The following is an 18,774-nucleotide window of genomic DNA, read 5'->3' as shown; positions in this document are numbered from 1 at the left end:
TTTTTAAACTAATGAACCACCTTTTTGTAAGTATTTCTCGATTCCATCGGCAGCGCGATAAGCTAATGCTCCAACAGTTGCAGTTGGGTTATAACCAGAATTATGAGCAAAAGCACTAGCACCTGGCACAAAGACGTTCTCACAATCCCACATTTGTAGATAATTATTTAGTACGCTCGTTTCAGGAACGGCTCCCATAATAGCTCCACCCGTGTTATGCGTAGATTGATAGTTACGAATATCATAATCTCCTATTTCTTGGCCACCGATACTTACTTCAGTAGCACCCATCTCTTTCATGACTTCACCTGTTTTTTGTCCTAAAAATTTCATTAAGTTTCGATCTTGATCTTTCCAGTTGAAAGTCATACGAAGAAGAGGGTCTCCAAAGGTATCTTTATAGGTAGGGTCAAGGTCTAGGAAGTTATCTTGATGAGGTAGAGAGGCACCTTGGGAACCTACTCGTAAAACTCGATTAGCATAGTATATTGATTTGTCTTTAAACTCTTTTCCCCAGTTAGGTGTTCCTGATGGTACATTATTGTTGGCAATTGGACGATTACCTGTTTGTGTAGATGAAATCATACCACCATGTAAGAAATCCAAATTTGAATGGTCGAAGAAGTCACCGTTATAATCATCGAAAGTGGCACCTAATGCACCAGCACCGCCATAAGTATTAAATTCTTTATCGTCAAAGAAACCTGTAGAGCCACCTAATGAAGCTTGATAAGCGTAGTTTTTACCAACTACTCCTTTTCCAGTAGTAGGGTCATATGGACGACCAAGCTGAGAATTTAAAAGAATTTTAACGTTATTTAATGCAAAAGCGGAAACAACAACTACATCGGCAGGCTGAATATATTCTTCACCACTACGGATATCAACGAATAAAACCCCAGTTGCCTTGCCATTTGTATGAAGGACTTTACGCACAACAGAATGCGTTTTGATTTCAAAATTCCCTGTATTCTTTGCTACTGGTACGACAGTAACAGCTGGATCAGCTTTTGCTCCATATTCACAGCCAAAGCGTTCACAGTACCCACAATATTGGCAGGCGGAGCGGCTAATTCCATCTGGGTTAGTGTAGTTCTCCGAAAGATTACATGAAGGCATTTGATATGGATGTAAGCCTAGTTTTTTACTTGCTTCTTTAAACAATTTAATACCAGGTGTCTCAATCATTGGTGGAGTAGGGTATTTAATTTCTGGATAGCCAGGTATAGGATTTTGTTCTCCTGATACACCAGACATTAAATCGAATTTATCGAAGTAGGGAGCAAGTTCCTCATACGTAATACCCCAATCTTGAAGCATCATTCCTTTAGGAATTTTGTTTTTACCATATCGCTCGACTGTTTTTGTGTAAATTTGAAAATCATATTCTAAGAAGCGGAACAGCTGACCATTCCAATGAAGACCTGCACCACCTACACCTTCACCTAGTAAAAAAGATCCCCAGCGACGGTAAGGTAATGCTTGTTTCGATTTATCGTGTCTAAATGTAACAGTTTCCTTTGACAAGTCTTGCATCATTTCATAACGCAGCGCATATCGAAGTTCATCATGACCCATAAAATAATCTTCTGATGTTTTTTCTTTACCACGTTCTAAACCAACAACTTTATAGCCTTTTTTTGTTAACTCAGCTGCTATAATACCTCCAACCCAGCCAACTCCGACAAGAACAATATTTGTTTTTGGTAGTGTTTTGGCCATCTAGTTCGCCTCCTTATCCTTAATGATTATGTTGAGAATTCAAGCTTTTTGGAGCCATTCTCACCAATTCATCCTTCATAATGGCTTCTTTTAAATTCATTTGGTGACCAGGGAAATTCTTCATACTCCAGCCAGCCATGTCTTTGTTTCCACCATACATTGGGTCAGCATAGGCTCCTTCAATAGTTACTTGGCGAAGAAGACTGAAGAACATACCTGCTGGAATGGAAGAGGATAAGGTTAATTTATTTTCTTCCATATCTTTAAGAATAGTAGCTTGTTGATCTTCAGTTAACTCATGATAGCGAATATTCTTTTTATCTGCCGTATTGTAACGCTTGGAGGCTTCTTTGTTCATTAATTCAATTCCAAGGTCAAAAATTTCACAACGTGTTAAATGATATTGATATCCTTGTTCGGGGACAGCTTTAGTAGGGTAAAATGGTCCAGTCATATATTCCTTAGCACTAGAACCCCAGTTTCCTGCTAATTGGTGATCGATGAAGTATGCGACCAAAAGTTCTTTTGCTCCAGGACCGATATCTGTTTTTGGAAAAATGACTTCTGATGCAGCTTCAATGACTTTGAATTGTTCGGGTGTAAAGTACATTAACGCTTGATTAAAGTTTGGAGTTGGTTCTGAATGTGCTTTTGGCTGATCAGATTGTTTCGTTTTTTCTTCCTCCTTATTATTCATTAAAGCACCTACAATACCGCCACCAACTGCAATTCCACCAATCGTAAAGCCTGCGCTTTTCAAAAAGTTTCGTCTTGCTAAATGATTATCGTTCTCTTTAGGTAATTGTTTTTCTTCAGACATAGATGTTCGCCGTTTAATAACGGCTACCCCCTCTCTATATTTAAGAGTGTTTCCAATGGAATAAATGGTGAAGATAATAGAGATCGGAAAGAAAACGTTTACAAATGTGGTGAGTAGGAGAAGTAAAATGATTTTTTCCATTGGTTTTGAGATTGTCCTAAAAAAATATGCGAAAAAATAGTGTGATATGCTTCTAGACTATTAAACAACATCGATTGACCTATAATCGATTTGAGTGAAGTAGCTCATATAAACTATATATAAAGAGTCTAACCTGGAATTAAATAAAGAGACTGGTTATTCAGTCACCTTGATTTCGAAAGAAGACTACCACTCATAAGTCATTACAATAGAAGCACAATGAAAACCATGCTATGCTATGAGAAATAGTGGAAATTCGAAAAAGGAGCTGCATGTAATGAAGCCTAAAGTTATTGTGTATAAGCGAGTTCCTCAACAAGTGTTAGAGTACATACAAGAATATTGTGACGTTGTTTATTATGAACGATTGACTGATGATAATCGTGCTTCTTTCTTAATTGAATTGCAGGATGCTAATGGTTTAATGGGAAATGAATTAGCTGTAAATGAAATGTTATTAGATCAAGCGCCGCATTTAAAAGTCGTGAGTAATATTGCAGTAGGGTATGATAATTTAGATATTGCTCAATTATCAAAACGTGGCATCCTAGCTACCAATACACCAGAAATATTAAATGATACAACAGCTGATACTATTTTCGGCTTACTTTTAGCGACCGCTAGAAGATTTCCAGAGCTCGATCAGTATGTGAAAACAGGGCAGTGGAAAGGGTCTGTTGAACAAGAAAGGTTTGGCGTGGATGTTCATCATAAAGTGATTGGCATTATTGGAATGGGTGGTATAGGCGCAACGATTGCGAAAAGGGCTCATCTAGGATTTGATATGAAAGTGCTCTATCATAATCGAACACATAACGAAGCAGCGGAAAGATTATATGATGCTACATATTGCGGTTTAGAAGAATTACTACAACAATCTGATTTTGTTGTGCTTATGACACCATTAACACCACAAACTGCTAAGCTGATGGGAGAGAAAGAATTTAAGCTGATGAAGAAATCAGCCTTTTTCATAAACGGCTCACGTGGTAAGACGGTGGATGAAGAAGCGCTAGTGAAGGCTTTACAAGAAGAGGAAATTGCAGGAGCTGGCTTGGATGTTTTTGTTCAAGAACCTATCCAAAATCATCATCCATTACTTTCAATGAAAAATGTCGTAACACTTCCTCATGTTGGATCAGCAACTCACGAAACACGATTAAATATGAGTATGCTGGCAGCTGAAAACTTAGTAGCGGCGTTGCAAGGAAAATGTCCATCATCTTTGATTAATCGAGAAGTATATACGAAAGCATAATAGCGAAACAGAAATTTTATTATTTTAAAGAGGCTATTCCAAAAGCGATTTTCAATCACTTTTTGGATAGCCTCTTTTTGTATTTTTAGTTGAGCACAGTTTACGTTTCATTCTATAAAATAAATAAAAACGAACCACCTCTCATACATATAAAAGTATGATTGGATAACATTATCCTTTATCTAATCATTAAGAAATAATATCCCCAAAAAGGAATTTATTGATTATTATAGAATTTTAATATAAATATATCTCTTAGGAGTGACACTGCAATGTATATGGCAATTACAGTTTTTATATTAGTATGTATGATTATTTCATTAGTTCGGTTTTTCTCTAATAGAAATTGGGTATTAATCTATTCTGTATTTGGTAATGAAGAATACTTCAAGATAATTGCAAAATTAAAAGCAAAGGGAGTTAAGTATAAAGTCAAAGTTCCATTTAGAGGCTTTGAGAGTAGGACAGAACGTTTTGTTGATCAAACACAATACGATATATATGTTAAAAAGGATGAAGAGTATTTAGGTGTCAAAACATTACGTTAAAATGACATAAAGTAGACTCTACCACTCGTTTACTTTGCTAAATTCTACAATTAGTCGATTGTTATCTTGTGTATTAGTACTAAAATAGTAAGAGAAAGGACGGTGTTTAAGATGAATAATGAGGCAATGGCTAAGTTTATTTTAGAACTCAGAAAGTCGCACAATATGACACAGAAACAATTAGCCGAGAAATTAAATATAACGGATAAAGCAGTTTCGAAATGGGAACGAGGATTGAGTTATCCTGATATATCACTTTTATCCCCACTAGCAGAAATATTTGGAGTAACAACAAATGAGCTGTTAAATGGTGAACGGAGTAATACATCAGTTCATGAAGTTGTCCGTGAAGCGGAAGTAGTTGTGGAAAAGGCATTGCATTATGCAGATAAATCTACACGCAGTAAATTTAGAAACATACGAACTATAGGGAAGAATATTATATCAGTGATGTTTTTACTTGGTATGATTGTTTGTGTCATTTGTGATTTTGCGATTACTGGTACTTTGACATGGTCATTATATCCGATTAGCTCCATTATTTTTGCATGGCTTATTATTATGCCATTATTTCAGTATGAAAGAAGAGGGATACGTGTATCACTTGCAGTACTTAGTATTATAATCATACCTTTTCTTTTTGTGTTGGATAAAATTATCGGTAGCGCTGAATTATTGATGCCAATCGGAATTCGTGTATCTGCTATTGCGATAGTCTATTTATGGTGCATTTATATTTTATTCTCATTAATGAAAACAAGAAGATGGATGGCATCTGCTATTGTCGTTTTATCTGCTATTCCTGTTACTTTCATGATTAATTATGTTGTAAGTCAATTTGTCGAACAGCCTTCAATAAATATATGGGATTTTTTATCGTATGGGATATTGGTTGTAATAGCTATTATACTTATTTGGATAGGCAATTTTAGTAACAATAAGAATCGTAATGTTGCGAAGGTTTATAAGTAATTAAATTCGATAGTAATAATGATAGAGTTCAGTTGTTAAATCACAGCTGATATTATAATACATAAGAGTACAAGCTGGATAAAAAGGATAGCTGAAGCAGATGATTTCTGCTCAAACTATCCTTTTTTTGCTTTTCTAAAATAATGGTTCTTCTTTATTACTTAGCTTATAAAATAAAGGCACTATAAGAATTGCAATGATAAATAATAGAACTTCAATTGTTAGTTTAATACTGATGGATGGATTAAATAATGATAAGGGCACAAGGCTGAACAATGGGCTCATTCCAATTAAAGAAGTTCTATTTCGTGCTTTTGTTGTTACATATTGTGTGTGTTGGCAATGCGGGCATATTATGCCGGCTTTAAAAGTAAACATCCTTTTGAAAGTAGTTACCCAGCTCCACTTGAAATGACAATTTTGACATGTAGGCATAGTTATTCTCCTTTCATGCAAGCTACAAACTATAATTCCATTATATTACAATTTAGTTAAAGGTTATAGAGTTTACGTACTTTATTAATCAAAGCGACGTTTTTTATAAATAACAAGTGTGATAGCGATACAAACAATGCCCCAAATAAGTAGGTTGATAATATGTTCACTTATGCTACTGAGGCTTGTATTGCCATTTAAGGAATCAAGTGCTGCTTCTAAGTGACTGTTTGGTAAGCTGGCTATAATTTTTTTTAGTATTTCATTATCAATCATTGGCATAATTAAAGAACTAGCACAGAATATGAACATAAAAGGAATTCCTACAAGAGAAGATTCCATGACGCTTCTTGAAAGTAGACCAAGTATTGTTCCAAGAGCAATATAAGTGATTAAACATAATAAAATAGCAATAGTAAACCATAATAGATTTGTAATTTTATATCCAGATAAAAAGATAGATGCAATTAACGTTATAAATGTTACAAAAGTGGTTAATAAACTTTTGCCGAGCATGATTTCAGTTGTACTGGCTGGTGATAAAAGTAAACCACGCAATGTATTTTTTTCTTTTTCTTCTGCAACTATTGCAGCTTGAACATAGATTGCCGTCATTACAAGAGCAAAGTTAAACAAGAAACCCATTTGTGTTGAAGTTGTATTACCTGTTTTTCCTACCCATAATGCAATAAGAAGTGGGAAAAGAGGGTTGAAAAGTACATAATAATTCTTCATTAAATCTTTATAATCTTTTGTAAATATAGCTTGAACACGTTTCATTGAAAATGTCATGATAAGTTCCTCCCTGTTAATTGCACGAATATATCTCCTAATGTTGGTTCGTTAGAATGCATCGTTAATAATTCTCCATTATTCATATAGCGTTGAATTTCTTGGGCACCCTCTGGATTTTTAGGTACAGTTACTAGTCGATTGTTTGTTAATAATAATTCCACTGTTGGTTTAGCATAGTGTACACGTACATTTTTTGGTGTATCCATTAGTTGTATTTCTCCATTATGGAGAAAGGCGATTCGATCACAAATGGTTTCTGCTTCATGCATATCATGTGTAGTAAGAAAAATAGTTGTACCTTGCTCATTCAAACGTTTTAGTCCCTCATGAATTTGTTTCGTATTTGTCGGATCTAAAGCAGATGTTGGTTCATCTAAAAATAATAAATCAGGCTTGTGGAGGATGGCACGAGCTAAAATTGCTCGTTGCTTCATACCTTTAGATAATTTGGACACGATTGTTTTCTTTTCATTTAGTAAATTTACAGTTTCTAATACTTCATCAATCCGCTTTTTATTTACATCGTAAAGATCGCAATATAATGATAAGTTGTCGAAAATTGTCAAACGTTCGTACAAGCTACTATTATCTGTTAAAATGCCAATTCGCTTCATTGTAGAGGGCTTATTTAAATACTTTAAGCTATTATTGAAAACTGATACATCTCCATGTGTTGGAAGTAGCTGTCCAGTTAATATTTTTATGGTAGTTGTTTTTCCAGAACCACTTGGCCCTAATAATCCAAATGTTTCTCCTTTTTTAATAGTAAAGGTCACATCTTTTAATGCTGTTTTGTTTTGAAAGGTTTTCATAAGTTCTTTAACTTCAATGATATTTTCCATCTCCATAACTCCTTTTTCACAAGTTTCCTTTGTAGGCTGTCTCGCTTTGTTAACCTAAGTTTATGATGTGTAAGGAGTTAGTGCCTTATATTCTATGTGAAAAGAGATTAAATCAAGATGAATGGATCGTATGCTATGTTGAATGGAGTAAGGTTTACATGCCAATGATGTGTTTCAGTTCACTCATTTTACCTTTAGATAAAGGTATGGAGCTTTTCTTTGGATCTTCTAAAATTAAACTATAGCTGTTTCGTGTCCAACTAATCACTTCTCGTACTTTTTGTAAGTTGACAATGTATGAACGATGGCATCGAAAGAAGCCAAATGCGTGCAAGCGCTCATCAAGTTCTGTAAGAGTGAAGGTACAAGGGTACTCGTCCCCTTTAATGAAAAGGTGAGAAATACCATCACGGCTTTCAATATAATCTATTTCAGTTGGGTCAAAAAGAATCAATTTATCATTTACTTTAGCCGGGATTTTATCAAAGCGGAGTGGTTGACTAATCATCTCTGTTGGTTGATCTTTAAGAATTTCAGTTTCTATCATAGTATCTATTTCTTCATCAACAATATCTTGTTGTTTTAATCCACTGTCATTTAAACGAAAAACTTTATTGGCTAATGAAATGGCACTTTCCATATTGCTAGTGGTAATGAGAATAGCATGATTCTTCGAAGCCAGTTCATCAATTAATCGTTTAATAATCAGTTTGGTTTCTAAATCCACATTTTGATCGGGTTCTTCCATTATAATAAGTTCTGGTTGATGAATTATTGCCCGCGCAATATTCAGTCGTTTTATCTCAGAATATGTAAGTTTTTTAATCGTTTGTCTTCGTTTTTCATGTAGACCAACTTTTTGTAGAATACTGTCAATATTTGTAGAAGAATGATATAAACCTTGGAAAAATAGTAAATAATCTTTAGGTGTGAGTCGCTCATAAGCTGAATCATGCAATAAAACGATACCAATATGTTTACATAGTTTTTTATAATTTGTATTGAAAGGGAGATCAAACATAATCATTTCCCCATTTGAAACGGGTAATTTACCTATCATCATTTGGATTAGCTGAAACCCTACTTCAGCATTACAATGAATAGCTACTATTTCCCCTTTATGGATGTCTAAATCAAAGGGAGGAAATAACACGTTGTTTCCATTTCTTTTTTCTAATTGTTTAATCGAAAGTAAAGTCATCTGTAAACGCTCCTATCAGGAATAAGGAATAATATTTTAAAAAAATCAAATTAATTCCAGTATACATTAACAAGTGACGATGAAGTTGTGATTTGTATATAAGAGAAAAAAAGAGACCATTCCAAATAGGAAAGGTCTCTTACTCATTATTATTTAGAAGCTACTACTTGTTTACGATCCACATTATATTCTGATTCGAAATCATAAATACGCTCAATGTAGATTTGGTGCCAAATCATAAACACAAGAATTGTCCAGATTTTTCGGCTATTATCTTTCTTATTAGCACAATGTTCTTCTAATAAGTTAAGTACTTCTTGCTTATTGAAGATATGATCTGTGTCACTAGTACGGATAATATTTTTAGCCCACTCGTTCATCTCGTCTTTTAACCAATGACGAATTGGAACAGGGAAGCCAAGTTTCTTTCTATTCAATACATGGTCAGGTACGATACCTTCAGCTGCTCTACGAAGAATGTATTTTGTTGTGTTGTTAGCAATCTTCATATCCATAGGGATTTTAGATGCTACATCAAATACTTCTTTATCTAAGAATGGTACACGTAATTCAAGTGAATTCGCCATTGTCATTCTGTCAGCTTTTAATAAAATATCACCACGTAACCAAGTATGCATATCTAAATGTTGCATTTTAGCTACGGGATCATAACCAGCTGATTGTTTGTAAATAGATTCGGTAATTTTATTATATTCAAGGTTTGGAGAATAATTTTTCAATAAAATTTGCTTCTCTTTTTCTTCAAACATTTTTGCATTACCGATATAACGTTCTTCTAATGGTGTAACACCACGTTCAATGAAGCTTTTTCCTTTTACACCGTCTGGTAAAATCGCACTTAATTGTTTTAAAACGCTCTTAAGTGGTCTTGGGATATGATTGAACATTTTTAATGATTCAGGTTCTCTATAGATGTTATAGCCACCGAATAATTCATCTGCACCCTCACCAGAAAGAACAACAGTAACGTGTTTTCGAGCTTCACGAGCTACGAAGTATAAAGGAATAGCAGCAGGATCTGCTAATGGATCATCCATATGCCAAATAATCTTTGGAAGTTCCTTCATGTACTCTTCTGGCGAAATCACATAGCTAATGTTTTCTAAACCAAGAGCGTCAGCTGTTTCTTTCGCTACATTAATTTCGCTAAAGCCATCTCGTTCGAAACCAACAGAGAATGTTTTTAAGTTAGGATTGAACTGTTTTGCGATTGAAACAATGATGGATGAGTCAATTCCACCAGAAAGGAATGATCCAACTGGAACATCGCTTCGCATATGCACATTTACAGAATCCATTAAAACATTACGGATATCTGTAATAATTTGTGATTCAGCTGTTTGTGTAGCGTTGAACTTAGGCTTCCAATAGCTTTGAATCTGCATTTTGCATCCAGGTTTTTTTGTGAAATAGTGTCCTGGCTCTAATTTGTGGATTTCCGAAGTCATTGTATCTGGTTCAGGTACATATTGGAAACTTAAATAGTTCTGTAGAGAGTCATGATCTAGCTCACCGTCCATTGCCAGTAAGATGCTCTTTTTCTCAGAAGCAAAATACGTAGTATCTCCTTTTTCTACATAGAAGAAAGGTTTGATACCAAAATGATCACGTGCTCCAAATAATTTCTTTTCTAGCTTGTCCCAAATAAGGAAACCAAACATACCTCTTAATTTTTTTACTGATTCTTCTTTAAGAGCGCTATATAAAGCAATGATTACTTCCGTATCAGAATCTGTTGCAAATGTATAGCCTTGCTCTTCTAATTCTTTTCTTAATTCAATATAGTTGTATACTTCTCCATTGAAGATAATCCAATATCTTTCGTTTTCATATGATAGTGGTTGATGTCCACTTTCAACGTCGATGATGCTTAGTCTTCTAAAACCAAAATTAATATGCTCATCAAAGTAGTAACCTTCATCATCAGGTCCTCTATGAGTAATTACAGCGTTCATTTGTTTGAATAACTGCTCATCAGTAGTATTTTTTTTATTGTGAATGCAGCCAATAAATCCGCACATAGTAGTCACCAACCTAGATAATATATTTAAGAACTTTTTTCTGTTATGTCTAATGTAGGATAGAATACTCAAAATGAGTATCCAATTTTTGATTATAACATATGTATCGGATAAGGACTAATGTTATAACCGTTTTAGACTAACAACAAATGCTAAACTTTTCATTAGAAAAATATTGAAGAAGAGTGTTTTTCAGGATGAATTATTGAAGTGAAAGGTAATAATTTGAATTCTATTATAAGGTTCTCTTATTTACATGATAAAAACCCTTTCAAAAAAATTTTATGAAAGGGTAGGAATGAGTGCTTATATATGAAATAGTTTACTAATTTGATGATGAAGATCATCGAAATCATTTTCTTTCTTCAAATTACCGAGCATACCTTGTATAACGGGACTTCTCGGATTACTTTTGTTTATTTCTTCTTCTAGAACCTCAAGTGTAATAAGAATATCTTCCATGTGATGCCATTTATGCTTTGCTTTCTCCAATGATTGTAAAACGGTATCTTTAGTTACCTGTTCCAAATAAGAAGAACAAAATGGGGGATAATTTACAGTAGCATCCGTTAGTAAAGGTTCTTCATTAGACTTCATTAGCCCCTGTGCTACATCATCAGTTCGTTTTAACATGTAATGCGCTAATTGATTCAATTCTAATTGAGGTTTACTAAATAACAATACTTCTAAGTGCGATTGGAAAATTCCTTCGACTAGAATAGTTAATGATAATAAGTATGGTTTAATCTCTTCTCCGTAAATGGATAGTAGTGTACCTCTTAAAGAATGAATCAGCTTTGCTCGTGTTGTGTTAATCATATGAGAAATTTCTTCATTGGCTGGAATGACGCTTTCTCGGGCATGCATGATAATAAAATCTTTATGTTCAAGAAATGTATGAAATTGTGCAATCATCTCTGCAACAAAAGTTTCTCGAGGAGGTAGTTGTTTCTTTTTAATCACTTCTATATCTTCATTAAATTTATGAGAAAAATAATTAAAAATGGCTACAAGTAAGGCTTCTTTTGATTTGTAGTAGAGATAAAAAGATCCTTTTGAAATTCCTGCATCAGTTGCTATTTCTTGAATTGAAGTAGAGGAAAATCCCTTTTGGGCGAATAATTTCATGGATGACTGCATAATTAACTTTTCCTTTTCTTTCATACGATATACCTCCAAATGTAAAAGAAAAATAAATTAGAACAGTAGTTATTGACATGTGAATGACTGGTCAGTTATATTATTAATGATTATGACTAGTTGGTCAATGCGAAAGTGTTGTAATCGTGAAATACATATGAAAAGTTTTAGAAGAAAGTCTTTAAATACAAATAACTATAATTATACCAGTAATGATTCTTGAAGTATTACTACTTTGCGAAAAAGTTCGGAAAATTTACATTTATTAGCATTATTTCAAGTGCTATCATTTGAAATTGGATGACCAGTCAATTATAGTTTGAGTATCAATTAACAAAGAATTCTAAAAAGAGTGCTCAGTTAGTTTCAATAATAGTATAAATGGCTAGAATAGAGAAATACATAATATGTAGCTAACAGCACAAATAATTAAGGGGGAACCAATGAATAGTATTATTAATTTCACCTTGAAAAATAAGCTAGCCGTTTGGCTTATTACGATTATTGTAGTCGTAGCTGGTTTGTATTCTGGGTTGAAAATGAAAATGGAAAGTATTCCAGATATTAGTATTCCAGTGTTAAGTGTAACTACGGTTTATCCTGGAGCTACTCCAGAACAAGTAGATGATCAAGTATCACAGCCAATTGAGAAGGCGATACGAAATTTAAATAGTGTAAAAACGGTAGCTTCTACATCCTACCAAAATGCTTCATCTGTACAGGTGGAGTATGAATATGGAAAAAATATGGATGATGCAAAAAAAGATATTGAAGATGTACTTGAAGCTCTAGTTTTACCAGATGGTGTAGAAGATTCAACTATTGATAAAATGAATATCAATGCGTTCCCGATTCTAGCTTTGAGTGTGGCAAATGATAAAGAATCTCTTGCTTCATTAACGAATATTGTGGAAGATAAGATTGCTCCAGCTTTAGAAGGACTTGATGGTGTTTCTGCTGTTCAAGTATCAGGTCAGCAAATTGATAAAGTACAGCTAGTCTATAAAGAAGACAAAATGAAACAATTAGGCCTTTCACAAGAAACAGTTGAAGGAATTATTAAAGGTTCAGATATTAATGTTCCATTAGGATTATATACGTTTAAAAATAAAGAAAAAGCCGTTCAAGTAAACGGTAATATTACAACTATCGAAGATTTAAAGAATATGCAAATTCCAGTTATTCCATCTTCAGATAGTGAAGCAGGGCAAGGTGCTGCTCAAGGACCTCAAGGGGCTACTGGCATGAGTCAGGCACCTGCTGCTAATCAAGCTGGGATGGCAGGTATACCTACAGTTAAATTAAGTGAAATAGCAGATATTAAAGAAGTAGGCGAAGCCGAGTCTATTTCAAGAACGAACGGTAAAGAAGCAATCGGTATTTCGGTTGTGAAATCCGTTGATGCTAATACAGTTGATGTAGCAAATAAAGTTAAAGATAAAATGAAAGATTTTGAAGAAGATATCGAAGGCTTAGATGTTGTTACATCATTTGACCAAGCACTTCCTATCGAAGATTCGGTTAAAACGATGTTAAGTAAAGCACTATTTGGTGCAGGTTTTGCGATTCTAATTATTCTTTTGTTCTTACGTGATATTCGTTCAACGATTATTTCTGTAGTATCTATTCCGTTATCATTACTGATTGCGGTTCTACTTCTAAAACAGATGGATATTACATTGAATATGATGACTCTTGGTGCCATGACCGTTGCAATTGGTCGTGTTGTCGATGATTCCATTGTAGTTATAGAAAATATTTATCGTAGGATGGGCAATAAAAACGAGAAATTAACTGGTGGCGCTTTAATTCGTGAAGCAACAAAAGAAATGTTCATGCCAATTATGTCATCAACGATTGTAACAATCGCGGTATTCTTACCGTTAGGTTTAGTAGGTGGCATGGTAGGTGAACTATTCTTACCTTTTGGTTTAACAATGGTTTTCTCATTATTAGCTTCATTGTTTGTAGCGATTACGATTGTTCCAATGCTTGCGCATACAATGTTTAAAAATGGTGTGAAGATAAAGCATGAAGACCATAAGCCTGGAAAAATGGCAGGCGGTTATAAGAAAATATTAAATTGGGCATTAAATCATAAATGGATTACTAGCGGTATTGCTGTACTCTTATTGGTTGGGAGTCTTGCCTTAATTCCATTGATTGGCGTAAGCTTCATGGACATGGGTGAAGAGAAATCAATGATTGTTACGTTTAAGCCAGAGCCAGGTGTAACAATGGAAGAGGCTGAGAAGATTACAACAGATGCTGAAAAGTATTTCTTAGATCGTAAAGATGTTGAGATGGTACAAATGTCACTTGGTGGATCAAATCCAATGACTCCAGGTAATTCAACAAGTGCGATGTTCTTTATAAACTATGATAAGGATACGAAGAACTTCGAAAAAGAAAAAGATGAAGTTATTAAAGGTGTTCAAGCTAAAACAGATAAAGGTGAATGGAAGTCTCAAGATTTCGGCATGACAGGAACAAGTAATGCTATTGATATGCAAGTATCTGGAGAGCGTATGAAAGACATTGAGCCTGTTGTTAAAGAAGTAGAAGACATCCTAAAAGCTAACAAGGATATCAAAAAAGTCGATTCTAGTATCGCAAAAACATATGATCAGTATACATTTGTAGCCGATCAAGAGAAGTTAGCGAAGCTAGGTTTAACGGCCGGACAAATTAGTATGGCATTAGCTCCAGAAAGAGAACAGCCTGTATTAACAACTGTTGAAAAAGACGGTGAAGACTTAAAAGTATATGTTCAAAAAGAAAAAGCAACGTATGCAACGCTTGAAGATTTACAAAACAAAACGATTACATCTCCACTTGGCATGACTGTGAAAATTAAAGATGTTGCTAAAGTAGAAGAAGCAACAACTTCTGATACGGTAAATCGTCGTAACGGTAAAATCTATGTGAGTGTAAGCGGAGAGCTTAAGACAGATGATGTATCTGCTGCGTCACAAGCGATTCAGAAAAAAATAGACAAATTAGATATTCCATCTAAAGTAGATGTTTCGATGGGTGGCGTTACAGCGGACATTCAAGAATCATTTACGCAACTAGGTTTAGCAATGCTTGCAGCTATTGCAATTGTTTACTTAGTTCTTGTTATCACATTTGGTGGAGGATTAGCACCGTTTGCTATTCTATTCTCACTGCCATTTACGATTATTGGTGCATTATTAGCATTACTAATCTCTGGAGAAACATTAAGCGTATCATCTATGATGGGTGCTCTTATGTTGATTGGTATCGTAGTAACAAATGCGATTGTGTTAATTGACCGTGTTATTCATAAAGAAAGAGAAGGATTGTCTACAAGAGAGGCTATTCTGGAAGCGGGAGTAACGCGTTTACGTCCAATTCTGATGACAGCTATTGCGACAATTGGTGCATTAATTCCATTAGCACTAGGTCTTGAAGGAAGCGGAATTATTTCGAAGAGTCTAGGTGTTACTGTAATTGGTGGTTTAATTAGTTCAACGCTATTAACACTTGTTATTGTTCCAATTGCATATGAAGTAACAAGCAAGTTAACGAAGAAGTTTACTAGAAAATCTTCTAGGGAAATGACAAAAGATATGTAACTTAATTACTGCTCTCGATTTTGAGAGCAGTTTTTTTATTGAAAAAATTATAAGCAAAAAAATAGATTATACCCCTTATAGTATAGTATAAGATAATCAAGGGAATATTATATTGAAGTAGTCAAGCATATCATTACCTGATAAATGGAAATAAAGGTATAGTTATATTCCTAAATGTATGAGGAGTTGATATAATGACATATATACTCATTGCAGTATTTTTAATCATTTTAATAATGATGTATAAAAGATTTGCCCCTGTACAAGGTGTGCCGTGTTCAAAAGTTAAGCAAGAACTACCTGTTGTTATAGTTGATTTAAGGGATTATAATATTTCAGATAAAAGACCATTATCATCGAATGCAATTAATATTCCAGTAGCCTATTTAAATAGGCATTATCATGAAATACCTAGCAAAAATGTACATGTCATTGCTCAAAACCAAATTGAGAAGAATATGGGTATTAGACTTTTACGAAAGAATGGTATCAATGTGATGTCTTATACAATGAGCAATTGTACTTGTAAATAAACAACAAGAAGGAGGATAAATAATGATTTATGATAACCAAGTAAAGAATCGAGTTAAACGTATTGAAGGACAATTACGTGGTATTCTACGTATGATGGAAGAGGGAAAAGACTGTAAAGAAGTAATTACTCAACTTTCAGCAACAAGATCAGCAGTAGATCGTACAATTGGAGTGATTGTTAGTTCTAACTTAGTGGAATGTGTTCAAAATGCTGAATCTAAAGGTCAAGATACAGAAGCATTAGTGAAAGAAGCTGTTAATTTATTAGTAAAAAGCAGATAAGATAAAAGAGTTGACAGTCTCTTTTATTTTTATTAATATTAATACCCGTAGGGGTAGGAAAACCAGGATGATAAAATAAAAAAGATAGTAATTGTATAAGAGTTATATATGAGCATTTTTTTAGACATAAATATACCCCTTAAGGTATATTTAATTCAAAGAATAACAGGGGGAACAAAATGACGGAGAAGAAGAGAACGACAATTGTTTTGTTTAGTGGAGATTATGATAAGGCGATGGCTGCTTATATCATTGCAAATGGTGCAGCAGCATACGATCACGAGGTGACAATCTTTCATACCTTCTGGGGTTTAAACGCATTACGTAAAGACGAAGTGATAGAAGTGAAAAAAGGTTTTATGGAAAAAATGTTTGCAAAGATGATGCCGAGAGGTTCAGAAAAGATGGGTCTTTCTAAAATGAACTTTGCTGGTATGGGTCCGAAAATGATTAAAGATATTATGAAGAAACATAATACTTTAACAGTATCTCAGCTCATTGAAATGGCTCAAGAGCAAGACGTGAAACTTGTTGCTTGTACGATGACAATGGATTTATTAGGACTAGATAAAGCAGAATTACTAGATGATATTGAATATGCAGGTGTTGCAGCATATTTGGCAGATGCCGAGGATGGTAATGTGAACTTGTTTATTTAATTAGAATAAGGAGAGATTTCACATGGATTGGATGAATGTTGCTGTCATTGTATTAATCGTAGCTTTTCTAGTGTGGCGCATGATGCCTACTAAAGGAGTATCGAATATAACAACGATTGATTTAAGAAAACAATTAAATGAAAAAAATAAGCAATATATAGATGTACGAACACCCGGAGAATATAAATCTCACCATATTAAAGGATTTAAAAATATTCCGCTGCAAGAGCTAACTACCAAAGCATCTCAACTTTCTAAGGAAAAAGAGGTTATTGTTATATGTCAAAGTGGAATGAGAAGTAATAAGGCGAGCAAATTACTTAAGAAGATGGGATTTCAGCAAGTGACAAATGTTAAGGGTGGCATGAGTACGTGGTCATAATAAAAGAAAAGAGGGAACAACGATGAAAAACATTACGCCAAAAGAAGTAGAACAACAGTTAAATGAAGGCAAACAATTGAATATTATCGATGTTCGAGAAGTAGATGAAGTAGCAGCTGGAAAGATTCCAACAGCAGTAAATATTCCTCTGGGTCTATTAGAATTCCGTATGAATGAGTTAGATAAATCGAAGGAATATATTATGGTTTGTCGCTCAGGTGGTAGAAGTGGAAGCGCGACACAGTTTTTAGAAGGTCAAGGATACAATGTTATCAATATGACTGGTGGAATGATGTCTTGGGAAGGTAAAACAGAGTAATTAATTATTGAGGTTTTGGGAGGAATATAGATGGCGATCAAAGTGGACGTTACTTTGGATGCAAAAGGCTTAGCTTGTCCAATGCCGATTGTAAGAACAAAGAAAACGATGAATACGCTAGAAGCAGGTCAAGTTTTAGAAGTGGAAGCGACTGATAAAGGCTCAAAGGCCGATATGAAAGCTTGGGCTGAAAGCACAGGGCATCAGTATATTGGAACAATTGAGGAAGGCGATGTACTTAAACATTATTTAAGAAAGTCTTCTGATGATGAGCCAACTGAAAGAAAGTATTCTCAAGTAATAAATAATGAACAGCTTCAAGAAAAACTACAAGCTGAAAATAAAATAGTGGTGCTGGATGTTCGAGAAACAGCAGAATATGCGTTCAATCATATACCGGGGGCAGTATCTATTCCTCTTGGTGAATTAGAAGAACGCATGAATGAACTAAATAAAGCTGAAGAAATTTATGTTGTATGTCGCTCTGGCAACAGAAGTGATATGGCTGCTCAAAAATTAGCGGCAAATGGTTTTGCAAAAGTAGTGAATGTAGTACCAGGTATGAGTGAGTGGACTGAAGGTAAGTAAATATATGATACCTGCATAATCTTAGATAGATTATGCAGGTTATAAAGAATATAGGGGTGTAAAAAGTAATATGAGTAAAAAAGTAGCAATTATCGCAAGTAATGGCGGATTATTTGATGCATACAAAGTGTTTAATATTGCAAATGCAGCAGCAGCAACAGATCAAGAAGTAGCAGTGTTCTTTACATTTGAAGGATTGAATTTAATTCATAAAGAAGGAAATCAACATCTTGAAATGCCAGCAGGAAAAGAACATTTTGCAGAAGGTTTTCAGAAAGCAAATGTGCCAACAATACCAGAACTTACAAGTATGGCTCAAGAAATGGGAGTTACATTTATTGGCTGTCAAATGACTATGGATGTAATGGGATTAACGAAGGAAGATTTTGTAGACGGCATTGAAGTAGGGGGAGCAGTAACATTTTTAGAATTTGCAAAAGATGCTGATGTAACATTGACGTTCTAAATTTTGACGCTCAAAATTTCCTGAATTTT

19 protein-coding genes are annotated in these 18,774 nt (G+C 34.3%); 11 read left to right on the top strand and 8 right to left on the bottom strand.

Features of this window, described 5'->3' with window-relative positions; genetic code table 11:
• Window positions 1-3: 3 nt before the first annotated feature.
• Complete coding sequence (locus TX86_RS22640) at window positions 4-1,722, bottom strand: GMC family oxidoreductase (protein WP_042352400.1); 1,719 nt, start codon at window positions 1,720-1,722, stop codon at window positions 4-6.
• A 19-nt stretch (window positions 1,723-1,741) separates the two neighbouring features.
• Complete coding sequence (locus TX86_RS22635; protein ID WP_042352398.1) at window positions 1,742-2,542, bottom strand: gluconate 2-dehydrogenase subunit 3 family protein; 801 nt, start codon at window positions 2,540-2,542, stop codon at window positions 1,742-1,744.
• A gap of 418 nt (window positions 2,543-2,960) precedes the next feature.
• Here TX86_RS22635 and TX86_RS22630 point away from each other — a divergent pair, with 418 nt between their 5' ends.
• From TX86_RS22630 to TX86_RS22620, 3 genes are all read left to right on the top strand, one after another.
• Window positions 2,961-3,941: a 2-hydroxyacid dehydrogenase gene (locus tag TX86_RS22630; protein ID WP_042352396.1), complete on the top strand. Its 981-nt coding sequence runs from the start codon at window positions 2,961-2,963 to the stop codon at window positions 3,939-3,941.
• Window positions 3,942-4,213: 272 nt separating this feature from the next.
• Window positions 4,214-4,489 (top strand): hypothetical protein, encoded by a 276-nt coding sequence (locus tag TX86_RS22625; protein ID WP_042352393.1) that lies wholly within the window; start codon window positions 4,214-4,216, stop codon window positions 4,487-4,489.
• Between the two features lie 111 nt (window positions 4,490-4,600).
• The gene (locus tag TX86_RS22620) at window positions 4,601-5,461 is read left to right on the top strand and encodes a helix-turn-helix domain-containing protein (RefSeq protein ID WP_042352391.1); all 861 of its coding nucleotides are present in this window, start codon (window positions 4,601-4,603) and stop codon (window positions 5,459-5,461) included.
• Window positions 5,462-5,596: 135 nt separating this feature from the next.
• Here the strand turns inward: TX86_RS22620 and TX86_RS22615 are convergent, their stop codons facing one another.
• The 6 genes from TX86_RS22615 to TX86_RS22590 form a co-directional block, all read right to left on the bottom strand.
• On the bottom strand, window positions 5,597-5,896 hold the full coding sequence (locus tag TX86_RS22615) for a TIGR04104 family putative zinc finger protein (RefSeq protein ID WP_042352389.1): 300 nt from the start codon (window positions 5,894-5,896) through the stop codon (window positions 5,597-5,599).
• Window positions 5,897-5,980: 84 nt separating this feature from the next.
• On the bottom strand, window positions 5,981-6,688 hold the full coding sequence (locus tag TX86_RS22610) for an ABC transporter permease (RefSeq protein ID WP_042352388.1): 708 nt from the start codon (window positions 6,686-6,688) through the stop codon (window positions 5,981-5,983).
• Window positions 6,685-7,533 carry an ABC transporter ATP-binding protein gene (locus TX86_RS22605; RefSeq protein WP_042352386.1) on the bottom strand — a complete coding sequence of 283 codons (849 nt, stop codon included), beginning with the start codon at window positions 7,531-7,533 and terminating at the stop codon, window positions 6,685-6,687. Before TX86_RS22605 ends, TX86_RS22610 begins: the two co-directional genes overlap by 4 nt.
• 154 nt (window positions 7,534-7,687) lie before the next feature.
• Window positions 7,688-8,734 (bottom strand): LytTR family transcriptional regulator DNA-binding domain-containing protein, encoded by a 1,047-nt coding sequence (locus tag TX86_RS22600; protein ID WP_042352385.1) that lies wholly within the window; start codon window positions 8,732-8,734, stop codon window positions 7,688-7,690.
• Window positions 8,735-8,883: 149 nt separating this feature from the next.
• Entirely contained in the window at window positions 8,884-10,776 is a 1,893-nt protein-coding gene (gene asnB, locus TX86_RS22595) for an asparagine synthase (glutamine-hydrolyzing) (RefSeq protein ID WP_042352383.1), read from the bottom strand.
• 306 nt (window positions 10,777-11,082) lie between these two features.
• Window positions 11,083-11,940: a TetR/AcrR family transcriptional regulator gene (locus TX86_RS22590; protein ID WP_042352382.1), complete on the bottom strand. Its 858-nt coding sequence runs from the start codon at window positions 11,938-11,940 to the stop codon at window positions 11,083-11,085.
• A 419-nt stretch (window positions 11,941-12,359) separates the two neighbouring features.
• Here TX86_RS22590 and TX86_RS22585 point away from each other — a divergent pair, with 419 nt between their 5' ends.
• From TX86_RS22585 to TX86_RS22550, 8 genes are all read left to right on the top strand, one after another.
• Complete coding sequence (locus TX86_RS22585) at window positions 12,360-15,515, top strand: efflux RND transporter permease subunit (protein ID WP_042352380.1); 3,156 nt, start codon at window positions 12,360-12,362, stop codon at window positions 15,513-15,515.
• 194 nt (window positions 15,516-15,709) lie between these two features.
• Window positions 15,710-16,048 (top strand): rhodanese-like domain-containing protein, encoded by a 339-nt coding sequence (locus TX86_RS22580; RefSeq protein WP_042352379.1) that lies wholly within the window; start codon window positions 15,710-15,712, stop codon window positions 16,046-16,048.
• 22 nt (window positions 16,049-16,070) lie between these two features.
• Window positions 16,071-16,331 carry a metal-sensitive transcriptional regulator gene (locus TX86_RS22575; RefSeq protein ID WP_042352378.1) on the top strand — a complete coding sequence of 87 codons (261 nt, stop codon included), beginning with the start codon at window positions 16,071-16,073 and terminating at the stop codon, window positions 16,329-16,331.
• 179 nt (window positions 16,332-16,510) lie between these two features.
• A complete protein-coding gene (locus TX86_RS22570; RefSeq protein WP_042352377.1) occupies window positions 16,511-16,990 on the top strand; it encodes a DsrE/DsrF/DrsH-like family protein in 480 nt (159 codons plus the stop codon).
• Between the two features lie 22 nt (window positions 16,991-17,012).
• Window positions 17,013-17,372 (top strand): rhodanese-like domain-containing protein, encoded by a 360-nt coding sequence (locus TX86_RS22565; protein WP_042352375.1) that lies wholly within the window; start codon window positions 17,013-17,015, stop codon window positions 17,370-17,372.
• 22 nt (window positions 17,373-17,394) lie between these two features.
• Window positions 17,395-17,691 carry a rhodanese-like domain-containing protein gene (locus TX86_RS22560; RefSeq protein ID WP_042352374.1) on the top strand — a complete coding sequence of 99 codons (297 nt, stop codon included), beginning with the start codon at window positions 17,395-17,397 and terminating at the stop codon, window positions 17,689-17,691.
• Window positions 17,692-17,721: 30 nt separating this feature from the next.
• Entirely contained in the window at window positions 17,722-18,279 is a 558-nt protein-coding gene (locus TX86_RS22555; protein WP_042352373.1) for a sulfurtransferase TusA family protein, read from the top strand.
• Window positions 18,280-18,349: 70 nt separating this feature from the next.
• A complete protein-coding gene (locus TX86_RS22550) occupies window positions 18,350-18,745 on the top strand; it encodes a DsrE/DsrF/DrsH-like family protein (protein ID WP_042352370.1) in 396 nt (131 codons plus the stop codon).
• The last annotated feature ends 29 nt before the right edge of the window (window positions 18,746-18,774 follow it).

Origin of the sequence: Bacillus massiliigorillae (genome assembly GCF_000380245.2) — a bacterium.
Taxonomy (GTDB): Bacteria; Bacillota; Bacilli; order Bacillales; family DSM-1321; genus Bacillus_AD; species Bacillus_AD massiliigorillae.
The sequence above is the reverse complement of the archived record's forward strand: the minus strand, read 5'-3'. Positions and strand labels throughout refer to the sequence as shown.